This is a genomic window from Nitrosomonas limosa (assembly GCF_054188085.1).
In genome coordinates this window covers 1,912,491-1,927,939 of sequence record NZ_CM135180.1, presented here as the reverse complement: position 1 = coordinate 1,927,939, position 15,449 = coordinate 1,912,491, and the positions used below count along the sequence as shown (strand labels likewise).

The 15,449-nt window shown below is 44.9% G+C and carries 17 protein-coding genes; 12 read left to right on the top strand and 5 right to left on the bottom strand.

Annotation, left to right across the window (positions count from 1 at the left end):
- Nucleotides 1-6: 6 nt before the first annotated feature.
- From ACV7NC_RS08785 to ACV7NC_RS08735, 11 genes are all read left to right on the top strand, one after another.
- Complete coding sequence (locus ACV7NC_RS08785; protein ID WP_458152148.1) at nucleotides 7-567, top strand: YqgE/AlgH family protein; 561 nt, start codon at nucleotides 7-9, stop codon at nucleotides 565-567.
- Nucleotides 568-606: 39 nt separating this feature from the next.
- Nucleotides 607-1,071, top strand: coding sequence for a Holliday junction resolvase RuvX (gene ruvX, locus ACV7NC_RS08780; protein ID WP_458154891.1), 465 nt, complete (start codon nucleotides 607-609; stop codon nucleotides 1,069-1,071).
- Complete coding sequence (gene pyrR, locus ACV7NC_RS08775; protein ID WP_458152147.1) at nucleotides 1,052-1,558, top strand: bifunctional pyr operon transcriptional regulator/uracil phosphoribosyltransferase PyrR; 507 nt, start codon at nucleotides 1,052-1,054, stop codon at nucleotides 1,556-1,558. The genes ruvX and pyrR overlap by 20 nt, the downstream gene beginning before the upstream one ends.
- A complete protein-coding gene (locus tag ACV7NC_RS08770) occupies nucleotides 1,555-2,508 on the top strand; it encodes an aspartate carbamoyltransferase catalytic subunit (RefSeq protein WP_458152146.1) in 954 nt (317 codons plus the stop codon). The genes pyrR and ACV7NC_RS08770 overlap by 4 nt, the downstream gene beginning before the upstream one ends.
- Nucleotides 2,509-2,517: 9 nt before the next feature.
- Entirely contained in the window at nucleotides 2,518-3,792 is a 1,275-nt protein-coding gene (locus tag ACV7NC_RS08765) for a dihydroorotase (RefSeq protein ID WP_458152144.1), read from the top strand.
- 63 nt (nucleotides 3,793-3,855) lie between these two features.
- Nucleotides 3,856-5,949 carry a M3 family metallopeptidase gene (locus tag ACV7NC_RS08760; RefSeq protein WP_458152143.1) on the top strand — a complete coding sequence of 698 codons (2,094 nt, stop codon included), beginning with the start codon at nucleotides 3,856-3,858 and terminating at the stop codon, nucleotides 5,947-5,949.
- A 240-nt stretch (nucleotides 5,950-6,189) separates the two neighbouring features.
- The gene (locus tag ACV7NC_RS08755) at nucleotides 6,190-6,954 is read left to right on the top strand and encodes an MlaA family lipoprotein (protein ID WP_458152142.1); all 765 of its coding nucleotides are present in this window, start codon (nucleotides 6,190-6,192) and stop codon (nucleotides 6,952-6,954) included.
- Between the two features lie 303 nt (nucleotides 6,955-7,257).
- Nucleotides 7,258-8,409: an FAD-dependent oxidoreductase gene (locus tag ACV7NC_RS08750; RefSeq protein WP_458152141.1), complete on the top strand. Its 1,152-nt coding sequence runs from the start codon at nucleotides 7,258-7,260 to the stop codon at nucleotides 8,407-8,409.
- Between the two features lie 59 nt (nucleotides 8,410-8,468).
- Nucleotides 8,469-9,080: a septation protein A gene (locus ACV7NC_RS08745; RefSeq protein WP_458152140.1), complete on the top strand. Its 612-nt coding sequence runs from the start codon at nucleotides 8,469-8,471 to the stop codon at nucleotides 9,078-9,080.
- Between the two features lie 2 nt (nucleotides 9,081-9,082).
- On the top strand, nucleotides 9,083-9,385 hold the full coding sequence (locus ACV7NC_RS08740) for a YciI family protein (protein ID WP_458152139.1): 303 nt from the start codon (nucleotides 9,083-9,085) through the stop codon (nucleotides 9,383-9,385).
- A 240-nt stretch (nucleotides 9,386-9,625) separates the two neighbouring features.
- Nucleotides 9,626-10,333 carry a peptidylprolyl isomerase gene (locus ACV7NC_RS08735; RefSeq protein WP_458152138.1) on the top strand — a complete coding sequence of 236 codons (708 nt, stop codon included), beginning with the start codon at nucleotides 9,626-9,628 and terminating at the stop codon, nucleotides 10,331-10,333.
- A gap of 38 nt (nucleotides 10,334-10,371) precedes the next feature.
- Here ACV7NC_RS08735 and alr read toward each other — a convergent pair whose 3' ends face one another.
- The gene (alr, locus tag ACV7NC_RS08730) at nucleotides 10,372-11,445 is read right to left on the bottom strand and encodes an alanine racemase (protein ID WP_458152136.1); all 1,074 of its coding nucleotides are present in this window, start codon (nucleotides 11,443-11,445) and stop codon (nucleotides 10,372-10,374) included.
- A 232-nt stretch (nucleotides 11,446-11,677) separates the two neighbouring features.
- Here alr and lplT point away from each other — a divergent pair, with 232 nt between their 5' ends.
- Nucleotides 11,678-12,952 carry a lysophospholipid transporter LplT gene (lplT, locus tag ACV7NC_RS08725; protein ID WP_458152135.1) on the top strand — a complete coding sequence of 425 codons (1,275 nt, stop codon included), beginning with the start codon at nucleotides 11,678-11,680 and terminating at the stop codon, nucleotides 12,950-12,952.
- A 37-nt stretch (nucleotides 12,953-12,989) separates the two neighbouring features.
- On the opposite strand, the gene ACV7NC_RS08720 is transcribed toward lplT, so the two are convergent.
- The 4 genes from ACV7NC_RS08720 to thpR are packed head-to-tail and all read right to left on the bottom strand — an operon-like array spanning nucleotide 12,990 to nucleotide 15,447.
- Nucleotides 12,990-13,721 (bottom strand): uracil-DNA glycosylase, encoded by a 732-nt coding sequence (locus ACV7NC_RS08720; RefSeq protein ID WP_458152134.1) that lies wholly within the window; start codon nucleotides 13,719-13,721, stop codon nucleotides 12,990-12,992.
- Nucleotides 13,718-14,173 carry a ribosomal protein S18-alanine N-acetyltransferase gene (gene rimI, locus ACV7NC_RS08715; protein WP_458152133.1) on the bottom strand — a complete coding sequence of 152 codons (456 nt, stop codon included), beginning with the start codon at nucleotides 14,171-14,173 and terminating at the stop codon, nucleotides 13,718-13,720. Before rimI ends, ACV7NC_RS08720 begins: the two co-directional genes overlap by 4 nt.
- Complete coding sequence (gene tsaB / locus ACV7NC_RS08710; RefSeq protein WP_458152132.1) at nucleotides 14,170-14,850, bottom strand: tRNA (adenosine(37)-N6)-threonylcarbamoyltransferase complex dimerization subunit type 1 TsaB; 681 nt, start codon at nucleotides 14,848-14,850, stop codon at nucleotides 14,170-14,172. Before tsaB ends, rimI begins: the two co-directional genes overlap by 4 nt.
- 48 nt (nucleotides 14,851-14,898) lie before the next feature.
- Nucleotides 14,899-15,447 (bottom strand): RNA 2',3'-cyclic phosphodiesterase, encoded by a 549-nt coding sequence (gene thpR, locus ACV7NC_RS08705; RefSeq protein ID WP_458152131.1) that lies wholly within the window; start codon nucleotides 15,445-15,447, stop codon nucleotides 14,899-14,901.
- Between the last annotated feature and the right edge of the window lie 2 nt (nucleotides 15,448-15,449).

Genomic DNA, 15,449 nt, shown 5'->3' with positions numbered 1-15,449 from the left:
TTTGCTATGAAAAATGTCAATTTGACACACCATTTTTTGATTGCGATGCCAACAATGGTGGACACTGTCTTTTCCAAAACATTGACTTATATTTGTGAGCATAACGAACAAGGAGCGCTCGGTATTGTCATCAACCGTCCTACAGATTTAACATTGGTGAATCTTTTTAAACAGCTCGGAATTCCGCAAACCATTTCACAAGCCGAAGCAATACCGGTGTTGTTCGGTGGTCCAGTGCAATTGGATTGCGGATTTGTGTTGCATCATCCTATAGGAAACTGGCAGTCGACGCTTGTGGTTAATAAGGAAGTGGGGTTGACGACATCCCTGGATATCTTGAAAGCGATTGCGAATGCAGAAGGTCCGGATCAAGTTCTTATAGCAATGGGCTATGCGGGCTGGGCTGCTGGCCAAATCGAGCATGAATTAGCGCAAAATGCATGGCTGACCGTACCGGCCACGGCTGATGTTTTATTTGACTTGCCATCGGAGGAACGGCTGCCGGCAGCAATGCAGTTGCTGGGGATTCAAGATGCGAATATCTCCAATGAAGTCGGACATGCATAACAATTCGTCGTGACGGTGACGGATTGTTTTTCCCGAAGTTTGACCAAGTATCAACAAACAGAGAAACAATTGTCTGACGGGGTCGTTTTGGCTTTTGATTTTGGCAAGAAGCGTATTGGTGTTGCGATAGGCAATACGGCACTAGGTGTGGCAAATCCGTTATCGACCATTGACACGGAAGTGACGGAGCGGCGCTTTGCCAAGATTGCAACATTGATTGAAACCTGGCAGCCTGTGTTGCTGGTGGTGGGATTGCCCGTGTATAGCGACGGAACCGTACATGAGTTAACGCACCTTAGTCAGCGTTTTGCGCGCCGATTAGAAGGCCGATTTAAAATTAAAGTGATTATGATTGATGAGCGGTATACCAGCGAAATCGCAAGTGCTTCTTTAAATGCGGCCGGGATATTCGGAATAAAGCAAAAACCTTTTTTGGATCAATTTTCTGCGCAACAAATTCTGCAATCATTTTTTGATGAACAACATGCAACTGCCAGACGCTGAGGAAGTTTTCAGAAGCTTTGCACAAAAGATTCGGGTGAATCAATCGAAAGATTTTTCACTCGTGGGTATTCGCACCGGCGGTGTCTGGCTGGTGGAGCGGTTGCACCGGGAATTGGCTATTGCGAAGCCGTTTGGCATACTCAGTGCATCTTTTTACCGGGATGATTTTGACAAGATCGGCTTGCACTCACAAACGAAGCCTTCAGAAATACCGTTTGAAGTTGAGGGGGCGCACATTTTGCTGGTGGACGATGTGTTGAATACCGGGCGTACGATTCGCGCAGCGATCAACGAGCTATTCGATTATGGCCGCCCTGCCTCAATCAGTTTGGCGGCTCTGGTAGATCGCGGAGGCAGAGAACTGCCGATTGCTGCGCAATATGTCGGGATCGAGCTCGCATTGCCAGCGGATAAGATGTTGGAGCTCAAGCGTGATGAAAACGGGAAGTTGAGTTTTGATCTATACGATAAGAACCTCCCTGAATGATTAATAGAAACCCACAGTTGGATGAGCATGGTGTGTTGCAGCATTTGCTGACCACGGAAGGTTTGCCGGCTTCAATTTTGCTGAATATTCTGGATACTGCGGAATCATTCGTAGGCGTGACCGAGCGGGATGTTAAAAAAATCCCTTTGCTTCGAGGTAAATCGATCTTCAATCTGTTTTTTGAACCCAGTACACGTACACGAACAACATTTGAAATTGCTGCAAAGCGGTTGTCCGCGGATGTCATCAATTTGAATATCGCGGTATCGGCACAATCGAAGGGTGAAACATTGCTCGATACAGTGAATAACCTCTCGGCAATGAATGCCGACATGTTCGTTGTCCGGCATGCGCAGAGCGGCGCAGCCCATTTAATTGCAAAACATGTTCGTTCGGACATCCATGTCATTAATGCGGGTGATGGCAGTCATGCACATCCGACGCAAGCGTTACTGGACATGTTCACGATCCGCCGTTATAAACAAGATTTCCGTAGCCTGCGTGTGGCGATAATCGGCGATATCCTGCATTCCAGGGTAGCGCGTTCGCAGATCCATGCGTTGACAACTTTGGGGGTGCCGGAAGTGCGTGTAATTGCACCAAAAACATTGCTCCCGAAAATGGTCGAGCGTCTTGGTGTGCATGTTTACCATGACATGTCGAAAGGGTTAAAGGATATCGATGTGCTAATGATGTTGCGCCTGCAAAATGAGCGGATGAAGGGCGCCAATTTACCCAGTGCTGAGGAATATTTCAAATATTACGGATTGACCCCGGAGAAACTGTCCCTAGCGCGGCGCGATGCTATTGTGATGCACCCCGGGCCGATGAATCGTGGGGTAGAGATCGATTCCGCTGTCGCTGACGGCGCGCAATCGGTGATTTTGCCGCAGGTGACATTCGGCATTGCTGTTCGCATGGCAGTGATGTCTATCTTGGCAGGTGCTTAACGTTATACGATGAAAATTCATATTAAAAACGGACGGCTGATTGATCCTAAGAATGGGGTTGATGGTATTCAAGACCTGTTCATATCCAAAGGTAAAATTTTAACCATCGGTGCAGCGCCGCATGAATTTCAGGCGAATCGCGTCATCGATGCGCAATCATTGATCGTGTGTCCGGGGCTGGTTGATTTGTCCGTGCGTTTGCGCGAACCCGGGTTTGAGTATAAGGCAACTTTAGAGTCCGAAATGAATGCAGCGGTTGCCGGGGGTGTGACCAGTATTGCTTGCCCGCCGGATACCGATCCGCCGCTGGATGAACCCGGTCTGGTGGAAATGCTGAAACATCGCGCGAAAAGTTTGAATCAGGCGCATGTTTACCCGATTGGTGCTTTGACGCAAGGGTTAAAGGGCGAACGATTGACAGAAATGGCCGAGTTAAATGATGCCGGATGTGTGGTTTTTGGACAACCGGATGGTTTATTGGATAATTTGCGGGTATTGATGCAGGCAATGCGCTATGCGTCGACATTCGGGTTTAGTGTATGGTTACGCCCTCAAGATATCAGTCTTACGAGAGACGGTGTCGCTCATGACGGAGAGGTTGCAACCCGTTTGGGCTTGCCGACTATTCCGGTTTGCGCCGAAACTGTCGCCATCTCCAATATTATTCTGCTGACTAAAGAGACAGGTGTGAGGGTGCATTTGTGCCGGATTTCCAGCGCCGAAGGCCTGGCAATGATAGGCGTGGCGAAGCAACAAGGATTGCCGGTGACATGTGATGTATCGATTAATCATCTACATTTATCGGATATGGATATCGGGTTTTTTGATTCCAACTGTCATCTGATGCCGCCGTTGCGAAGCTCCAGTGATCGGGATGCATTGCGTTATGGTCTGTTGGCCGGTACTATCGATGCCATTTGTTCGGATCATGCGCCGGTTGATGAAGATGCGAAATTGTTGCCATTTGGACAATCCGAGGTCGGTGCGACAGGAGTGGAATTGCTGTTGCCCCTTACGTTGAAATGGGGTCAAGAAATGCGTTGGCCGTTAGCGAAAGTATTAGCTAAGATTACTTCCGAACCAGCCCAAATATTGGGGATTGATGCCGGTCATCTATCGGTTGGAAGCGCTGCGGATATTTGTATTTTCGATCAGGATCAGTATTGGAAGGTGACTGCACCCGCGATTTCGAGCCAGGGGAAAAATACGCCGTTCATGGGAATGGAATTGCCCGGGGTTATTAAATATACCTTGGTGAACGGTCAAATTGTTTATGAAAACTGACACACTTTTGTGCAATCTCAAATAAATTAATCATTCGTTATTAACTGAGTAGTTGAAACTCTTATGTCAAATCCTTTGTTAGATTTTTCCGGGTTGCCGCATTTTGCTGATATTAGAAATGAGCACATTACGCCAGCCATTGAGATACTGTTAGCAGAAAATCGCGCAGTAATCGAAAAAGTAAAAACGGACAGCGGCAACCCGACTTGGCAAACATTTGTCCAGCCGATTGTAAATGCTAATGAACGATTATCCCGAGCCTGGGGACAGGTATCGCACTTGAATGCGGTCATGAATAGTCCGCAATTACGTGAAGTTTATAATGCTAATCTTCCAGCAATCACGCAATTCTATGCCGAGTTATCGCAAGATGTGCTGTTATTCGAAAAATTTAAGAAATTACGAGCAAGCGAAGAATATCAACAGCTAGCACCGGCACGCAAAAAAATCATAGACAATGAGCTGAGAGATTTTCGTTTGGGTGGTGCGGAATTGTCGGTGGAGAAAAAGCAGCGGTTTTTGCAAATCCAGGAAGAATTGTCGAAGTTGTCCTCCGAGTTCAGTGATAATTTGCTTGATGCTACCAATGCATATTCATTGATCATTGAAGATGAAGAATCTGTGGCAGGTATTCCGGCAGATGTGCTAGAAGCAGCGCAGCAACTAGCGGCAGCGGATGCTAAGCAAGGCTGGAAATTTACCTTACATATGCCATCCTATCTGCCAGTAATGCAATATGCGGATAACCGTAAGCTTCGTGAGCAGATGTATCGAGCGTATGCAACCCGAGCCAGTGAATTTGATAACCAAGCCGGTCTAGGCAAAGACAATATGCCGCTTATCAATAAAATATTGGAGCTCCGGCAGGAAGCGGCTCAATTGCTGGGTTATAAAAATTATGCGGAAGTTTCATTAGCTACGAAAATGGCGACGTCTCCCCAGCAAGTTCTAGAATTCTTGAGAAAATTGGCGGATAAGGCTAAACCGCACGCTATGCGGGATCTGCAAGCACTGCAGGAATTTGCTGCGGAGAACTTAAATCTGACAACACTCGAAGCTTGGGATCTGGCTTATGTTAGCGAGAAACTTCGCGAAGAGCGTTATGTATTTTCTGACCAAGAAGTTAAACAATACTTTCCTGAAAACAGGGTGTTAACTGGTATGTTCAGTGTGGTGGAAAAACTCTATGGTATCCGCATTACCCAAGCGGACCCTACGCGTAATATCCAATGCTGGCACCCCGATGTTAAGTTTTTTGATATTCATGATGCTGATGGCCAATTAATCGGTCAATTTTATTTGGATTTATATGCGCGCCCGAATAAGCGTGGCGGAGCTTGGATGGATGATGCAATTACACGCAGACGGATTGATGGACAAGAGGCCGAGCAGCAATCGATACAGATACCCGTTGCGTATCTTACGTGTAATTTCTCAGCGCCTGTTGCAATAAACGGTCAATCGCGTCCGGCATTATTCACGCATGCGGAGGTGATTGTTCTTTTCCACGAATTTGGACACGGATTGCATCATTTATTAACGAAAGTTGAAGATCTCGGGGTATCCGGTATCAATGGCGTAGAATGGGATGCAGTCGAATTGCCGAGCCAATTTATGGAGAATTTTTGCTGGGAATGGGATGTGCTAGTTGGAATGACCCAGCATATTGACACCGGAGAAACTCTGCCCAGAATGTTGTTCGATAAGATGCTGAAGGCAAAAAACTTTCAAAGTGGATTGCAAATGCTGCGGCAGATTGAGTTTGCTCTGTTTGATATGCTTGCGCATTTCGAGTATAAAGCGCATGTCGATAAGACAGTACTGCAGTTGCTCGATGATATCCGTAGTGAAGTCGCGGTGGTTATCCCGCCAGCTTTTAACCGTTTTCCGAACAGCTTTGCGCATATTTTTGCAGGAGGCTATGCGGCCGGTTATTACAGTTATAAATGGGCGGAAGTACTATCGGCCGATGCCTATAGCATGTTCGAAGAAACTGCTGCCGATGGTGTGGTCAATGCTTCAACAGGTTCTCACTTTCTTGAGGAAATTCTTGCCGTGGGTGGCAGCCGTTCTGCATTGGAGTCATTTATTGCTTTTCGCGGACGCGAACCAGAACTGGACGCGTTATTGAGGCATAATGGAATGGAAGTGTCTTGAGGCTAAAATGGTATTGTGTTACGGCGTTATTTAACGTATTAATAATTTAATCAAGTATCATAATCGCATTGTCGTATATACATAATGCTTAATGTTTGGTTTAATAAATGCTAATAAATTTTTGAGATTAAAGAAGAGTGAATCAGCTTAAGGTTCAAAATGCCTTAAAATTTAAGCCTATTGAACCCGTTTTATAAATGTGGCAAGATCTGCCAAATTTTTACTAAAAGAAATAAGAACATGACTAATATTTTTCGTTCCAAAGCTATTGCGATACTTGTTTCCGGCTTATTTTTAAGTGGCTGCGCTTCAACAAAGATGAATGACCAAAATGGTCCCTATGATCCTCTGGAGCCAATGAATCGCGCGGTTTTTAATTTCAACGAAAGGGTCTACGATAATGTGTTTGATCCGGCAGTTAGGCAATACAAGAGGATCATGCCGGATCCACTGGAATTGATGGTGGGGAATTTTTTCTCAAATCTCAATGAAGTTGTGGTGATCACCAACTCCGTGTTGCAATTAAATTATGAAAGTGCGCTGGCTAGTAGCGCAAGACTGTTGGTTAATACAACATTCGGAGTATTTGGTCTGATTGATATTGCAAGTGATATCAGCGCGGTCAGTGATGTTAATCTGAATAAACGAAATGAGGATTTCGGTCAAACTTTGGGACGTTATGGAGTCGCAAGCGGGCCTTATATTGTATTGCCCTTCTTGGGACCAAGTTCGGCTCGTGATACATTCGGACTGGCGGTGGATAGCTTCTTCATGGATCCCGTTACACAAGGGGTGACAGGTGTGTTCTTGAATAATGTCAGTTATATTAACTCACCGGCATTACGCTTCCCAGTTGCAACAGCTCGGACATTTAACAATCGTGCGCAATTCCTTGAACAAGACAAGACACTTGAAGAAGCTGCTTTAGATAAATATGAATTTATTCGCGATGCCTATACCCAGAGGCGGGAAAGTCTGGTTAAAAACAGTGGAGAGGATAAATAGGGTAATAATTTCTTTTGAACTTTGAATGCTTATCTATTGTGGATGTGTATTCAAGTTTAATGGTTTAAAAACAAAACACACTGGTTTTTTGGATTAATATCCATTAACCAGTGTGTTTTGTTTTTGTGGTGTAGTAAGAAATGATAAAAAATTATCAATATAAAATTTGTGATTTAATGGATGACACATTGATTCGTTATGTGAGCATTCAATGAGCAGTGATGAATAAAGGGGCTTAAAAGTCGGGTTCCTTAGAGATTTGTAAGAAATTTAGAGAATTTAGAATATTTGGAAAATAAGTTAATGGTCAATCAGATAGTGATAGTTGGAAGTGGCTTGGCTGGCTATGGAGTAGCACGGGAACTTCGTAAGCTTGATGCCGAGATACCAATATTAATGTTGTCAGCCGATCATGGTGGTTTTTATTCCAAACCAATGTTGTCGAATGCTCTATCATCAGGAAAAACCCCTGATATGCTATTGAATAGCGACGCCACTCAAATGGCGACGCAACTCAAAATTGTGATACGTCCTTACTGTCGTGTGAAAGCGCTCGATCATCTAAAAAAAGAGTTGATTTTGGCTGATGATGAGAGCGTCTTTTACGACCGGTTGGTTTTAGCTTTAGGTGCGGATCAAGTTCGTTTGCCGTTAACTGGCAGTGGTGTAGAAAAAGTGCTGACGGTTAACGATTTGGATGATTACAAAAAATTTCGCGCAGCATTGGATGAGAGAAAAAGAGTAAGCATTATTGGAGCGGGTTTAATCGGGTGTGAATTTGCAAATGACTTGGCATTAACCGGCCATCACGTGGATATTATTGATATTGGCACACAACCCCTAGGGCGCCTTTTACCTCCTGATAGTGGGGCGTTTTTGCAGAAAAGGCTTGAGAATGTGGGTGTTGTCTTTCATCTAAACACTTCAACGAACGCGATTGATCAAGTGCAAGAACATTTGCGTTTGATTCTGGCAAATGGCAACTCTATTGAGTCGGACGTTGTCTTATCAGCAGTTGGATTGCGGTCGCGTACTCATCTCGCGGCAGCAGCGGGGATTCCGGTGAATCGAGGAATTGTTGTGAATAGGTTGCTGCAAACTCAGGTAAATGATATCTATGCTTTGGGTGATTGTGCTGAGGTTGAAGGAAAGGTATTGCCGTTCGTGATGCCTATATCGCATGCAGCTCGGGCGCTGGCTGCAACACTTGCTGGACACGCTACGCCTGTTCATTATCCGGCAATGCCTGTGATTGTGAAAACTCCGTCATGCCCGACCGTTGTTTCACCGCCTGATTTTGGGATTAACGGTGCATGGAGGGTGGAAGCAGATGAGCATGGCATTAAAGCGTTCTATGAAGACAATGCTGGGAATTTACTCGGATATGCATTAATGGGTGAAGCAACGAAGGAAAGAAACAGTTTGACTGCGCGATTACCCGCGGTATTGTTGTAAAACGAAATTACACGGCTACTCCTCTGGTGACTTTTGCAAACAATTGATGGTGGATTTTGATGAAACTGTTGTTTGATCTATTTCCAGTTGTATTATTTTTCTTAGCTTATAAATATTACGATATTTTTGTTGCAACCGCTGTTGCAATAGCTGCAACTTTTGTGCAGATTGGCTGGCTGTGGATACGCCATCGTCAAATCGAGAAAATGATGTGGATCAATTTGGCAGTAATTATCGTTTTTGGCGGTGCAACTTTAATTTCACAAGATGAGACCTTTATAAAATGGAAGCCGACAGTTTTTTATTGGTTGATTGGATCAGTGCTGCTCATATCCAATTTGTTGTTTGGTAAGAATCTGATCAAGACGGCCCTTGAGAAACAGATGATATTGCCAACGACTGTGTGGAATATCCTCAATCTTAGCTGGATTGTTTTTTTCGCGATCATGGGCTGCATCAATCTCTTTGTCGCTTTTAGTTTTCCTTTAGATACTTGGGTATCATTTAAGCTTTTTGGAGCGACCGGCTTAATGCTTGTTTTTATAGTGGCGCAGATAATTTTCCTAGGAAAATATTTAAAAGATACAACGCTATTGGCAACCGAGAATGCGGATGATATCGATCAAGGGACAGTGAAAAGCGAAATCAATAATCAAGTGAGTAAAAAATAAAGATGTTATATATGATCAACGGAGAGGATGTGCCGGATAGCCTGGAAAAAAGGATGGCGGTTCGTTCGCAACATCTAAGCAGAATTCAAGCATTGCAGGATGAAGGCCGGTTAATTTTAGCGGGCCCATTTCCAGCAATTGATAGTTTGGAACCGGGCCCCGCGGGTTTTTCAGGCAGCCTGATCGTCGCCGAGTTTGAATCTTTGGAAGCTGCGAAGACTTGGGCAAATGCGGATCCCTATGTTAGTGCCGGAGTGTATCAAAAAGTTACTGTTAAGCCCTTTAAAAAAGTTTTACCAAGCTAAATTTTGATGAGTGTTAACCGAGTGTTGCTTTTTCAGGAACTTAAAATACTTATGAAGATAACAGGTTAGGTAAATATTCACGTGCATTCGGTTAAAGCGTATACTTTCCATGCACTAGTTTTTTAAGAAATTTTTTTTAATTACAGTAGAGGAAATTCCATGCGTTTGATGAGAGTCTCACAAATAATAGTAGCTAGTTTTCTAGGCTTTACCGCCGTCTCGGCTCATTCTCAGGGGGTGATGGCAAAAGTTAATGGTGTTGCGATTCCGCAAGCGCGTTTGGAATTGATGGTTAAAGCAAATGTAGCACAAGGGCAACCTGATGGACCTGAAATGAGAAAAGCGCTGCGTGAAAATTTAATTGCTGAAGAAATTCTGGCGCAGGAAGCCGTTAAAAAAAGATTGGATCTGGATCCGGAAGTCATATCGCAACTTGAAATCGCGCGTCAGGCCGTATTGGTAAGAGCGTATCAAGCCGACTATATTAAACACAATATTGTCAGTGACGATACCTTGCGGAAGGAATATGAAATGCTAAAGGTGCAAATGGGGGATAAAGAGTACAGAGCCCGCCATATTCTGGTCGGTAGCGAGAGTGAAGCACTGGATATCATTGCTCAGCTGAAAAAAGGCGCCAACTTTGCTAAATTAGCGGAACAAAAATCACTGGATGACGGTAGTAAAGAGAATGGCGGTGAACTTAACTGGAGTCCACCGGCTGCCTATGTCCGGCCTTTTTCTGAAGCGCTGGTGAAATTATCGAAAGGGGGTAGAACGGATTTACCCGTTCAAACTTCTTTTGGCTGGCATGTGATCGAGTTAATGGATATCCGTCCGATGGCGGTGCCGCCGTTTGAGGAAGTTAAACAAAATATTCAACAACGCGTGTTACAACGTGAATTCGCAACGGTGGTGCAAGATTTGCGTAGTAAAGCAAAAGTCGAATAATTTGTTGTTACCGGGGTTGAATGGGGTCGGATGCGCTCCTACGACGCAATTTTCCTTTCAACCCTTGGAGCAACAGCGCAAAGTAGCTCATAGCTGTTAGTGTTGGCATAGTGAGCTACTTCGTCAACAGGCAATCCCTCTCCCCATAGGATCACCGGGCTATTCAGCCCTGCGTTATTGATATCTGTGAGGTCTACCGCGATCATATCCATAGATACCCGCCCCAATAATCTGCTCCGCTGATTGTTGATTAGTACTGGCGTATTAGTAGGTGCGTGTCGCGGATATCCGTCAGCATAGCCGCATGCTACGACTCCGATGCGCATTGGTCGATCTGCCTCGAAGAGACCGTGATAACCGACTTTGTCGCCGCTCTGTAAATCATGAACCGCAATAATTTTGCTCGCGAGCGTCATTACTGGTTTTAGCTGAAGTTCGGATGCGGTTTTATCTGAAAAAGGTGAAGACCCGTATAACATGATTCCAGGGCGTACCCAATCGGATTGCGCTTCTGGATAGCGGATAATTGCCGCAGAGTTTGCGACAGAACGGGGAAAATGATAGCCCTGAGTAATGGAGAGAAAACTTTCAAATTGACGAATTACATTTTCTTTTTCCGCAGGGATATCTGCGCTCGCGAAATGCGTCATTAACGTTAGGCTTTTGGTACAGCGACTCTCGATGAGGCGGTCGATGATTTTAGAGAATCTATCAGGAACTAGGCCAAGGCGATTCATCCCGGTGTTGATTTTCAGGAAGATGTCCAATGCATGCTTTGACTTTGTCAGCATGGCAACTTGTTCCTCGTGGTGAATAACCGCGCTCAGTTGATAATGCTGAAATTCAGCTAATTCTTCAGAAGAAAAGAAACCTTCTAATAAAAGAATCGGTTGCTGATAACCGGCCTTCCGTAATTCGATGGCCGCATCCAGTTCGAGCAGCGCCAAACCATCTGCAGCTTTGAGTCCGCTTACTGCCGAAAATAGTCCATGTCCATAAGCATCCGCTTTTATCACAGCCATGATTCGTGCTTTTGTTGCATATTGACGGACAACTGCTAAGTTCTGACTCAAAGCGGAAATATCAATTGTTGCTTGTATTGGACGTGGCATCGATTTAGAAAGATAAATAATTCAACTAAGCCAGGATATAACGATCGTAACCTTCATTTGGTGCACCAAATATTCTTTGAAGCGTTCATGCGATGATAATCAGCATAATGTGCTAATCTCTCGGGCTGAAAAACGTTAGGTGGCTAATACTATCACTCTGACTGGTTCCATGGGAAAGTCGGATCTTAAATGGCTTGTCTAAAATAAAAAAATTACAGATTAAGGAAAAAGTTTGGAACGCGGTTTTTATACAATCATGGCAGCGCAATTTTTTTCATCGCTGGCGGACAACGCGCTGTTGGTTGTGGCAATTGCATTGTTGATTGATTTACATGCTCCAGCCTATCTAACACCGATGCTGAAGTTTGTTTTTGTGGTGTTTTATGTCATTCTCGCGCCTTTCGTCGGCGCTTTTGCAGATTCCATGCCGAAAGGGCGGGTCATGTTTGTTAGTAATACCATCAAAATAGCAGGCTGTGGTTTGCTATTCATGGCCATGAATCAGTATTTCGCGTTGGCTGCCTATGCAGTAGTCGGTTTGGGAGCGGCTGCTTATTCTCCCGCCAAATATGGCATCTTGACGGAGTTATTGCCACCCGAAAAATTAGTGATTGCAAATGGCTGGATTGAAGGGTTAACAGTGGCATCGATCGTTCTGGGTACAGTTTTGGGCGGGGTGCTGATTACGCCAACCGTGGCTAGTGTGCTTTTGGAGATTGACTTTCCTTTGATCAATACAGGTATCGATAATGTGCTGGAAAGCAGTATTCTCATCATTGCTGTGATCTATTCCATAGCAGCGGCATTTAATCTGTATATTCCGAATACCGGTGTCGATCATCGAATTCCCAAAAAAAACCCGCTCTATCTGGTGCATGAGTTCAGTCACTGCGTGAAGTTATTATGGTCCGACAAACTCGGCCAGATATCGCTGGCGGTAACCACCTTATTCTGGGGAGCCGGCGCCACATTACAATTTATTGTGCTGAAATGGGCCGAAGTGGCGATGGATTATCCATTAAACCAGGCAGCCCAGCTTCAAGGGGTGGTGGCTTTGGGTATCGCCGCAGGCGCTATCTTGGCCGCCAAGTGGATTTCACTGAGGCAATCGGTAAAAGTTATTCCTTTGGGAATAGCAATGGGGATTGTCGTAATCGTGATGATACTTGTTAGAGATTTATGGATTGCGATTATGTTGTTAATGTTAATCGGTGGCTTGGCGGGTTTCTTTGTCGTGCCGATGAATGCGTTGTTGCAGCATCGCGGCCATATCCTGATGGGCGCCGGACACTCGATTGCGGTACAAAATTTTAACGAGAATTTAAGCATCTTGATGATGCTGTCACTTTACGCATTATTGATTTTCTTTGAAGTACATATCTATATTGTGATCGCAGCGTTCGGTTTGTTCGTGTCAGTCATGATGACTTTGATCAGGAAATGGCATTTAACGAATCAAAGTAAAGAAGACTCGCTGCATTTGATTGGTGCGAGAAAGGTTCATTAATTTTCTGCGAATAACCAACAGCTTCGGCTCGAGAATTTTATTTTAATGATTGCATCGTCGCATTTGCGAAACACAAATCCTTCCATGCTTTTGCTTTTTCCGGCAGCGATCGCAACAAATAAGCCGGATGATAGGTAACAATCAGCGGGATGTTAGAGAAATGATGCACTTTTCCGCGCAAACTTGAGATGCTGTCGTCACATTTGAGCAGGTTTTGCGCAGCAACCTTACCCAATGCAACGATGAGTTTGGGCTTGATTAATTCTATTTGACTCATGAGATAGGGTTCGCACTGCCGGGCTTCGTTTAAAGAAGGGTTTCTGTTGCCGGGCGGCCTGCATTTGACGATATTTGTAATATAGACGTTATCACCTCTTTTTAACCGGATCGCCGCTAACATTTGATCGAGCAGCTTGCCAGCCTGTCCGACAAAAGGTTCTCCGGTTTCATCCTCTTTCGCACCGGGTCCTTCACCAATAAATAGCCAATCCGCATTTTCATCGCCAATACCGAAAACCGTATGAGTTCTGGTAGCACTTAATTGACAGCGGAAACAATCGGTAACTGCCTGTTTTAAAATAATCAAAGTCGCTTGATCGGATGCTTGGATGGGTTGGTGGTCCCCGGCTGAGTGAATCATACCGGAGGATTCTTCCTGGGTATCTGATGCTTCACGCGAACGGTTATCCCGCTCTGAAACATTCGATTTCTGCTGCCATACCGGAAGCAAGTTCAGTTCTTTGAGGACGCGCGTGCGTCTGCTATTCATAGTATCAATTGCATGACGCGCGCATCTTCACGTCCACACATCGCCGGGTAGTAGCCCTTACGCGTCGCGATTTGCTGGAAACCCATTTGTTGATAGAGCTGCGCTGCGCCGTGATTAGATTCTCTCACATCCAGCAAGATCGATTTAGCATTCAAATTGCGGGCGCTTTCGATGAGGTATTGCAGCAATTTTCTTCCAAGACCTTTCTTTTGCCAGTCTGCGGCGATTCCTAATGTGAGGATATGTGCTTCATCGGGACTCATCATCATGATTCCATAACCCACGATAGCATCGGCCAGCTCCATGACGTGACAAAGATAACCGGCTTTAATTGAATCCGCAAAATTTCCGGGTGACCACGGGAAAAGAAAGATTTCCCTTTCGATCAGGATGATTCGATCCAAATCGGTCGGGTGCATTGCTCTAATTTCAAAGGCTTGTTGCAAAGTCATACTTTTCGTTCTCTTTCTGTCAAAGCGACTTTATTACGTATATAAACCGGACTGGCATCAGCAGGATGCCAGCGGATTCCTTCGCCGAATTGATACCTCGCGAGTTGCGCTATTTCTGCGGCATGAGGATGAAATCCACGGTGAATTTGCTGGATAGTATCACAATAAAATGTGGATAACTTTTGGTGATAAACATCAAAACCGCTGCCGCACGCTACCCACTCATTACCCGGTAGTAAAGGGGCATCTTCTGGTGAACACAGCATAGGCGAGCTAATAATCTTCCAATGGGAATCGGAAATTTTCTGATACGCGGCATGATAAATTTCACCCATGCGAGCATCAAGCGCTACAACCGCAAATGGCGCTGCCGTTTTCTGCGCTAACGCTTCGAGCGTATTAATTCCAACGATGGGCAGGTTGGCGGCATAGGCTAAGCCTTGTGCTACGCCGCATGCGATGCGTAAGCCTGTAAAGGAGCCTGGACCGGCGCCAAAAGCAATTCCGTCCATTTGGCGTAAATTTGAGTTGGCAGTTGATAATAATTCTTGAATCATATCCAGCAGCATTTCAGAATGCTGTTGGCCGGCCTGGAGTTCTTTTGCAATGATTCCATTGTTTGACAATAATGCAACGGAACAGAATTCCGTTGAAGTTTCAATGGCAAGGAGTTTCAAGGGCAATACTCGCTAAAATGGATGAAGTTGCTAAGATACATGCGTAAGCTATTTCAAGGGCCAGTGTGCGAGAGGAATATAATCGACCCCGTTGGGGCCGGATTGCGACTGTATCAGATGCCATTCGCCGACAGGCCACACAACCGGTTTTATCGGTTGACTATCAACGCGGTGAGAAGCCTTTTTGATAAGTGTGACATGCGGTTTATAGTCTCGCCCGTCAAATAAGAATCCGGCCTTTGTGAGCGAATTCTTGAGTGATTCAACCAGCGCGAACAATTCATCGGGATAATGTTCCGTTCCAACAAAAACGATTTGGTTGTGTTTCCAATAACTGATTTTATTGAGTTCCAGCTCGAATTTTTTCGCAGAAATTTTTTTTGCGGCTTCAAGTAGGGCATCAATGCGATCCGTGTCTACGTTGCCGAGAAATAATAATGTGAGATGAATGTGATGCGCTTTAATGATGCGGCCGCCACACATAGCCTGGAATTCTTCGGCTTTCCGTGTCAGTTTATTTTGAATGATTTTATTTGGAAAGGCAGCAAAAAAAACGCGGCTTGATTGTTTCTCAGGTGCGGCGTTGTGATCAGTCACGC

What these genes read in the sequence shown, in the direction of transcription:
- ACV7NC_RS08785 (WP_458152148.1), top strand. Translation starts at nt 7, where the DNA reads ATGAAAAATGTCAATTTGACACACCATTTTTTGATTGCGATGCCAACA.
- pyrR (WP_458152147.1), top strand. Translation starts at nt 1,052, where the DNA reads ATGCAACTGCCAGACGCTGAGGAAGTTTTCAGAAGCTTTGCACAAAAG.
- ACV7NC_RS08770 (WP_458152146.1), top strand. Translation starts at nt 1,555, where the DNA reads ATGATTAATAGAAACCCACAGTTGGATGAGCATGGTGTGTTGCAGCAT.
- ACV7NC_RS08765 (WP_458152144.1), top strand. Translation starts at nt 2,518, where the DNA reads ATGAAAATTCATATTAAAAACGGACGGCTGATTGATCCTAAGAATGGG.
- ACV7NC_RS08760 (WP_458152143.1), top strand. Translation starts at nt 3,856, where the DNA reads ATGTCAAATCCTTTGTTAGATTTTTCCGGGTTGCCGCATTTTGCTGAT.
- ACV7NC_RS08755 (WP_458152142.1), top strand. Translation starts at nt 6,190, where the DNA reads ATGACTAATATTTTTCGTTCCAAAGCTATTGCGATACTTGTTTCCGGC.
- ACV7NC_RS08750 (WP_458152141.1), top strand. Translation starts at nt 7,258, where the DNA reads ATGGTCAATCAGATAGTGATAGTTGGAAGTGGCTTGGCTGGCTATGGA.
- ACV7NC_RS08745 (WP_458152140.1), top strand. Translation starts at nt 8,469, where the DNA reads ATGAAACTGTTGTTTGATCTATTTCCAGTTGTATTATTTTTCTTAGCT.
- ACV7NC_RS08740 (WP_458152139.1), top strand. Translation starts at nt 9,083, where the DNA reads ATGTTATATATGATCAACGGAGAGGATGTGCCGGATAGCCTGGAAAAA.
- ACV7NC_RS08735 (WP_458152138.1), top strand. Translation starts at nt 9,626, where the DNA reads ATGGCAAAAGTTAATGGTGTTGCGATTCCGCAAGCGCGTTTGGAATTG.
- alr (WP_458152136.1), bottom strand. Translation starts at nt 11,445, where the DNA reads ATGCCACGTCCAATACAAGCAACAATTGATATTTCCGCTTTGAGTCAG.
- ACV7NC_RS08720 (WP_458152134.1), bottom strand. Translation starts at nt 13,721, where the DNA reads ATGAATAGCAGACGCACGCGCGTCCTCAAAGAACTGAACTTGCTTCCG.
- rimI (WP_458152133.1), bottom strand. Translation starts at nt 14,173, where the DNA reads ATGACTTTGCAACAAGCCTTTGAAATTAGAGCAATGCACCCGACCGAT.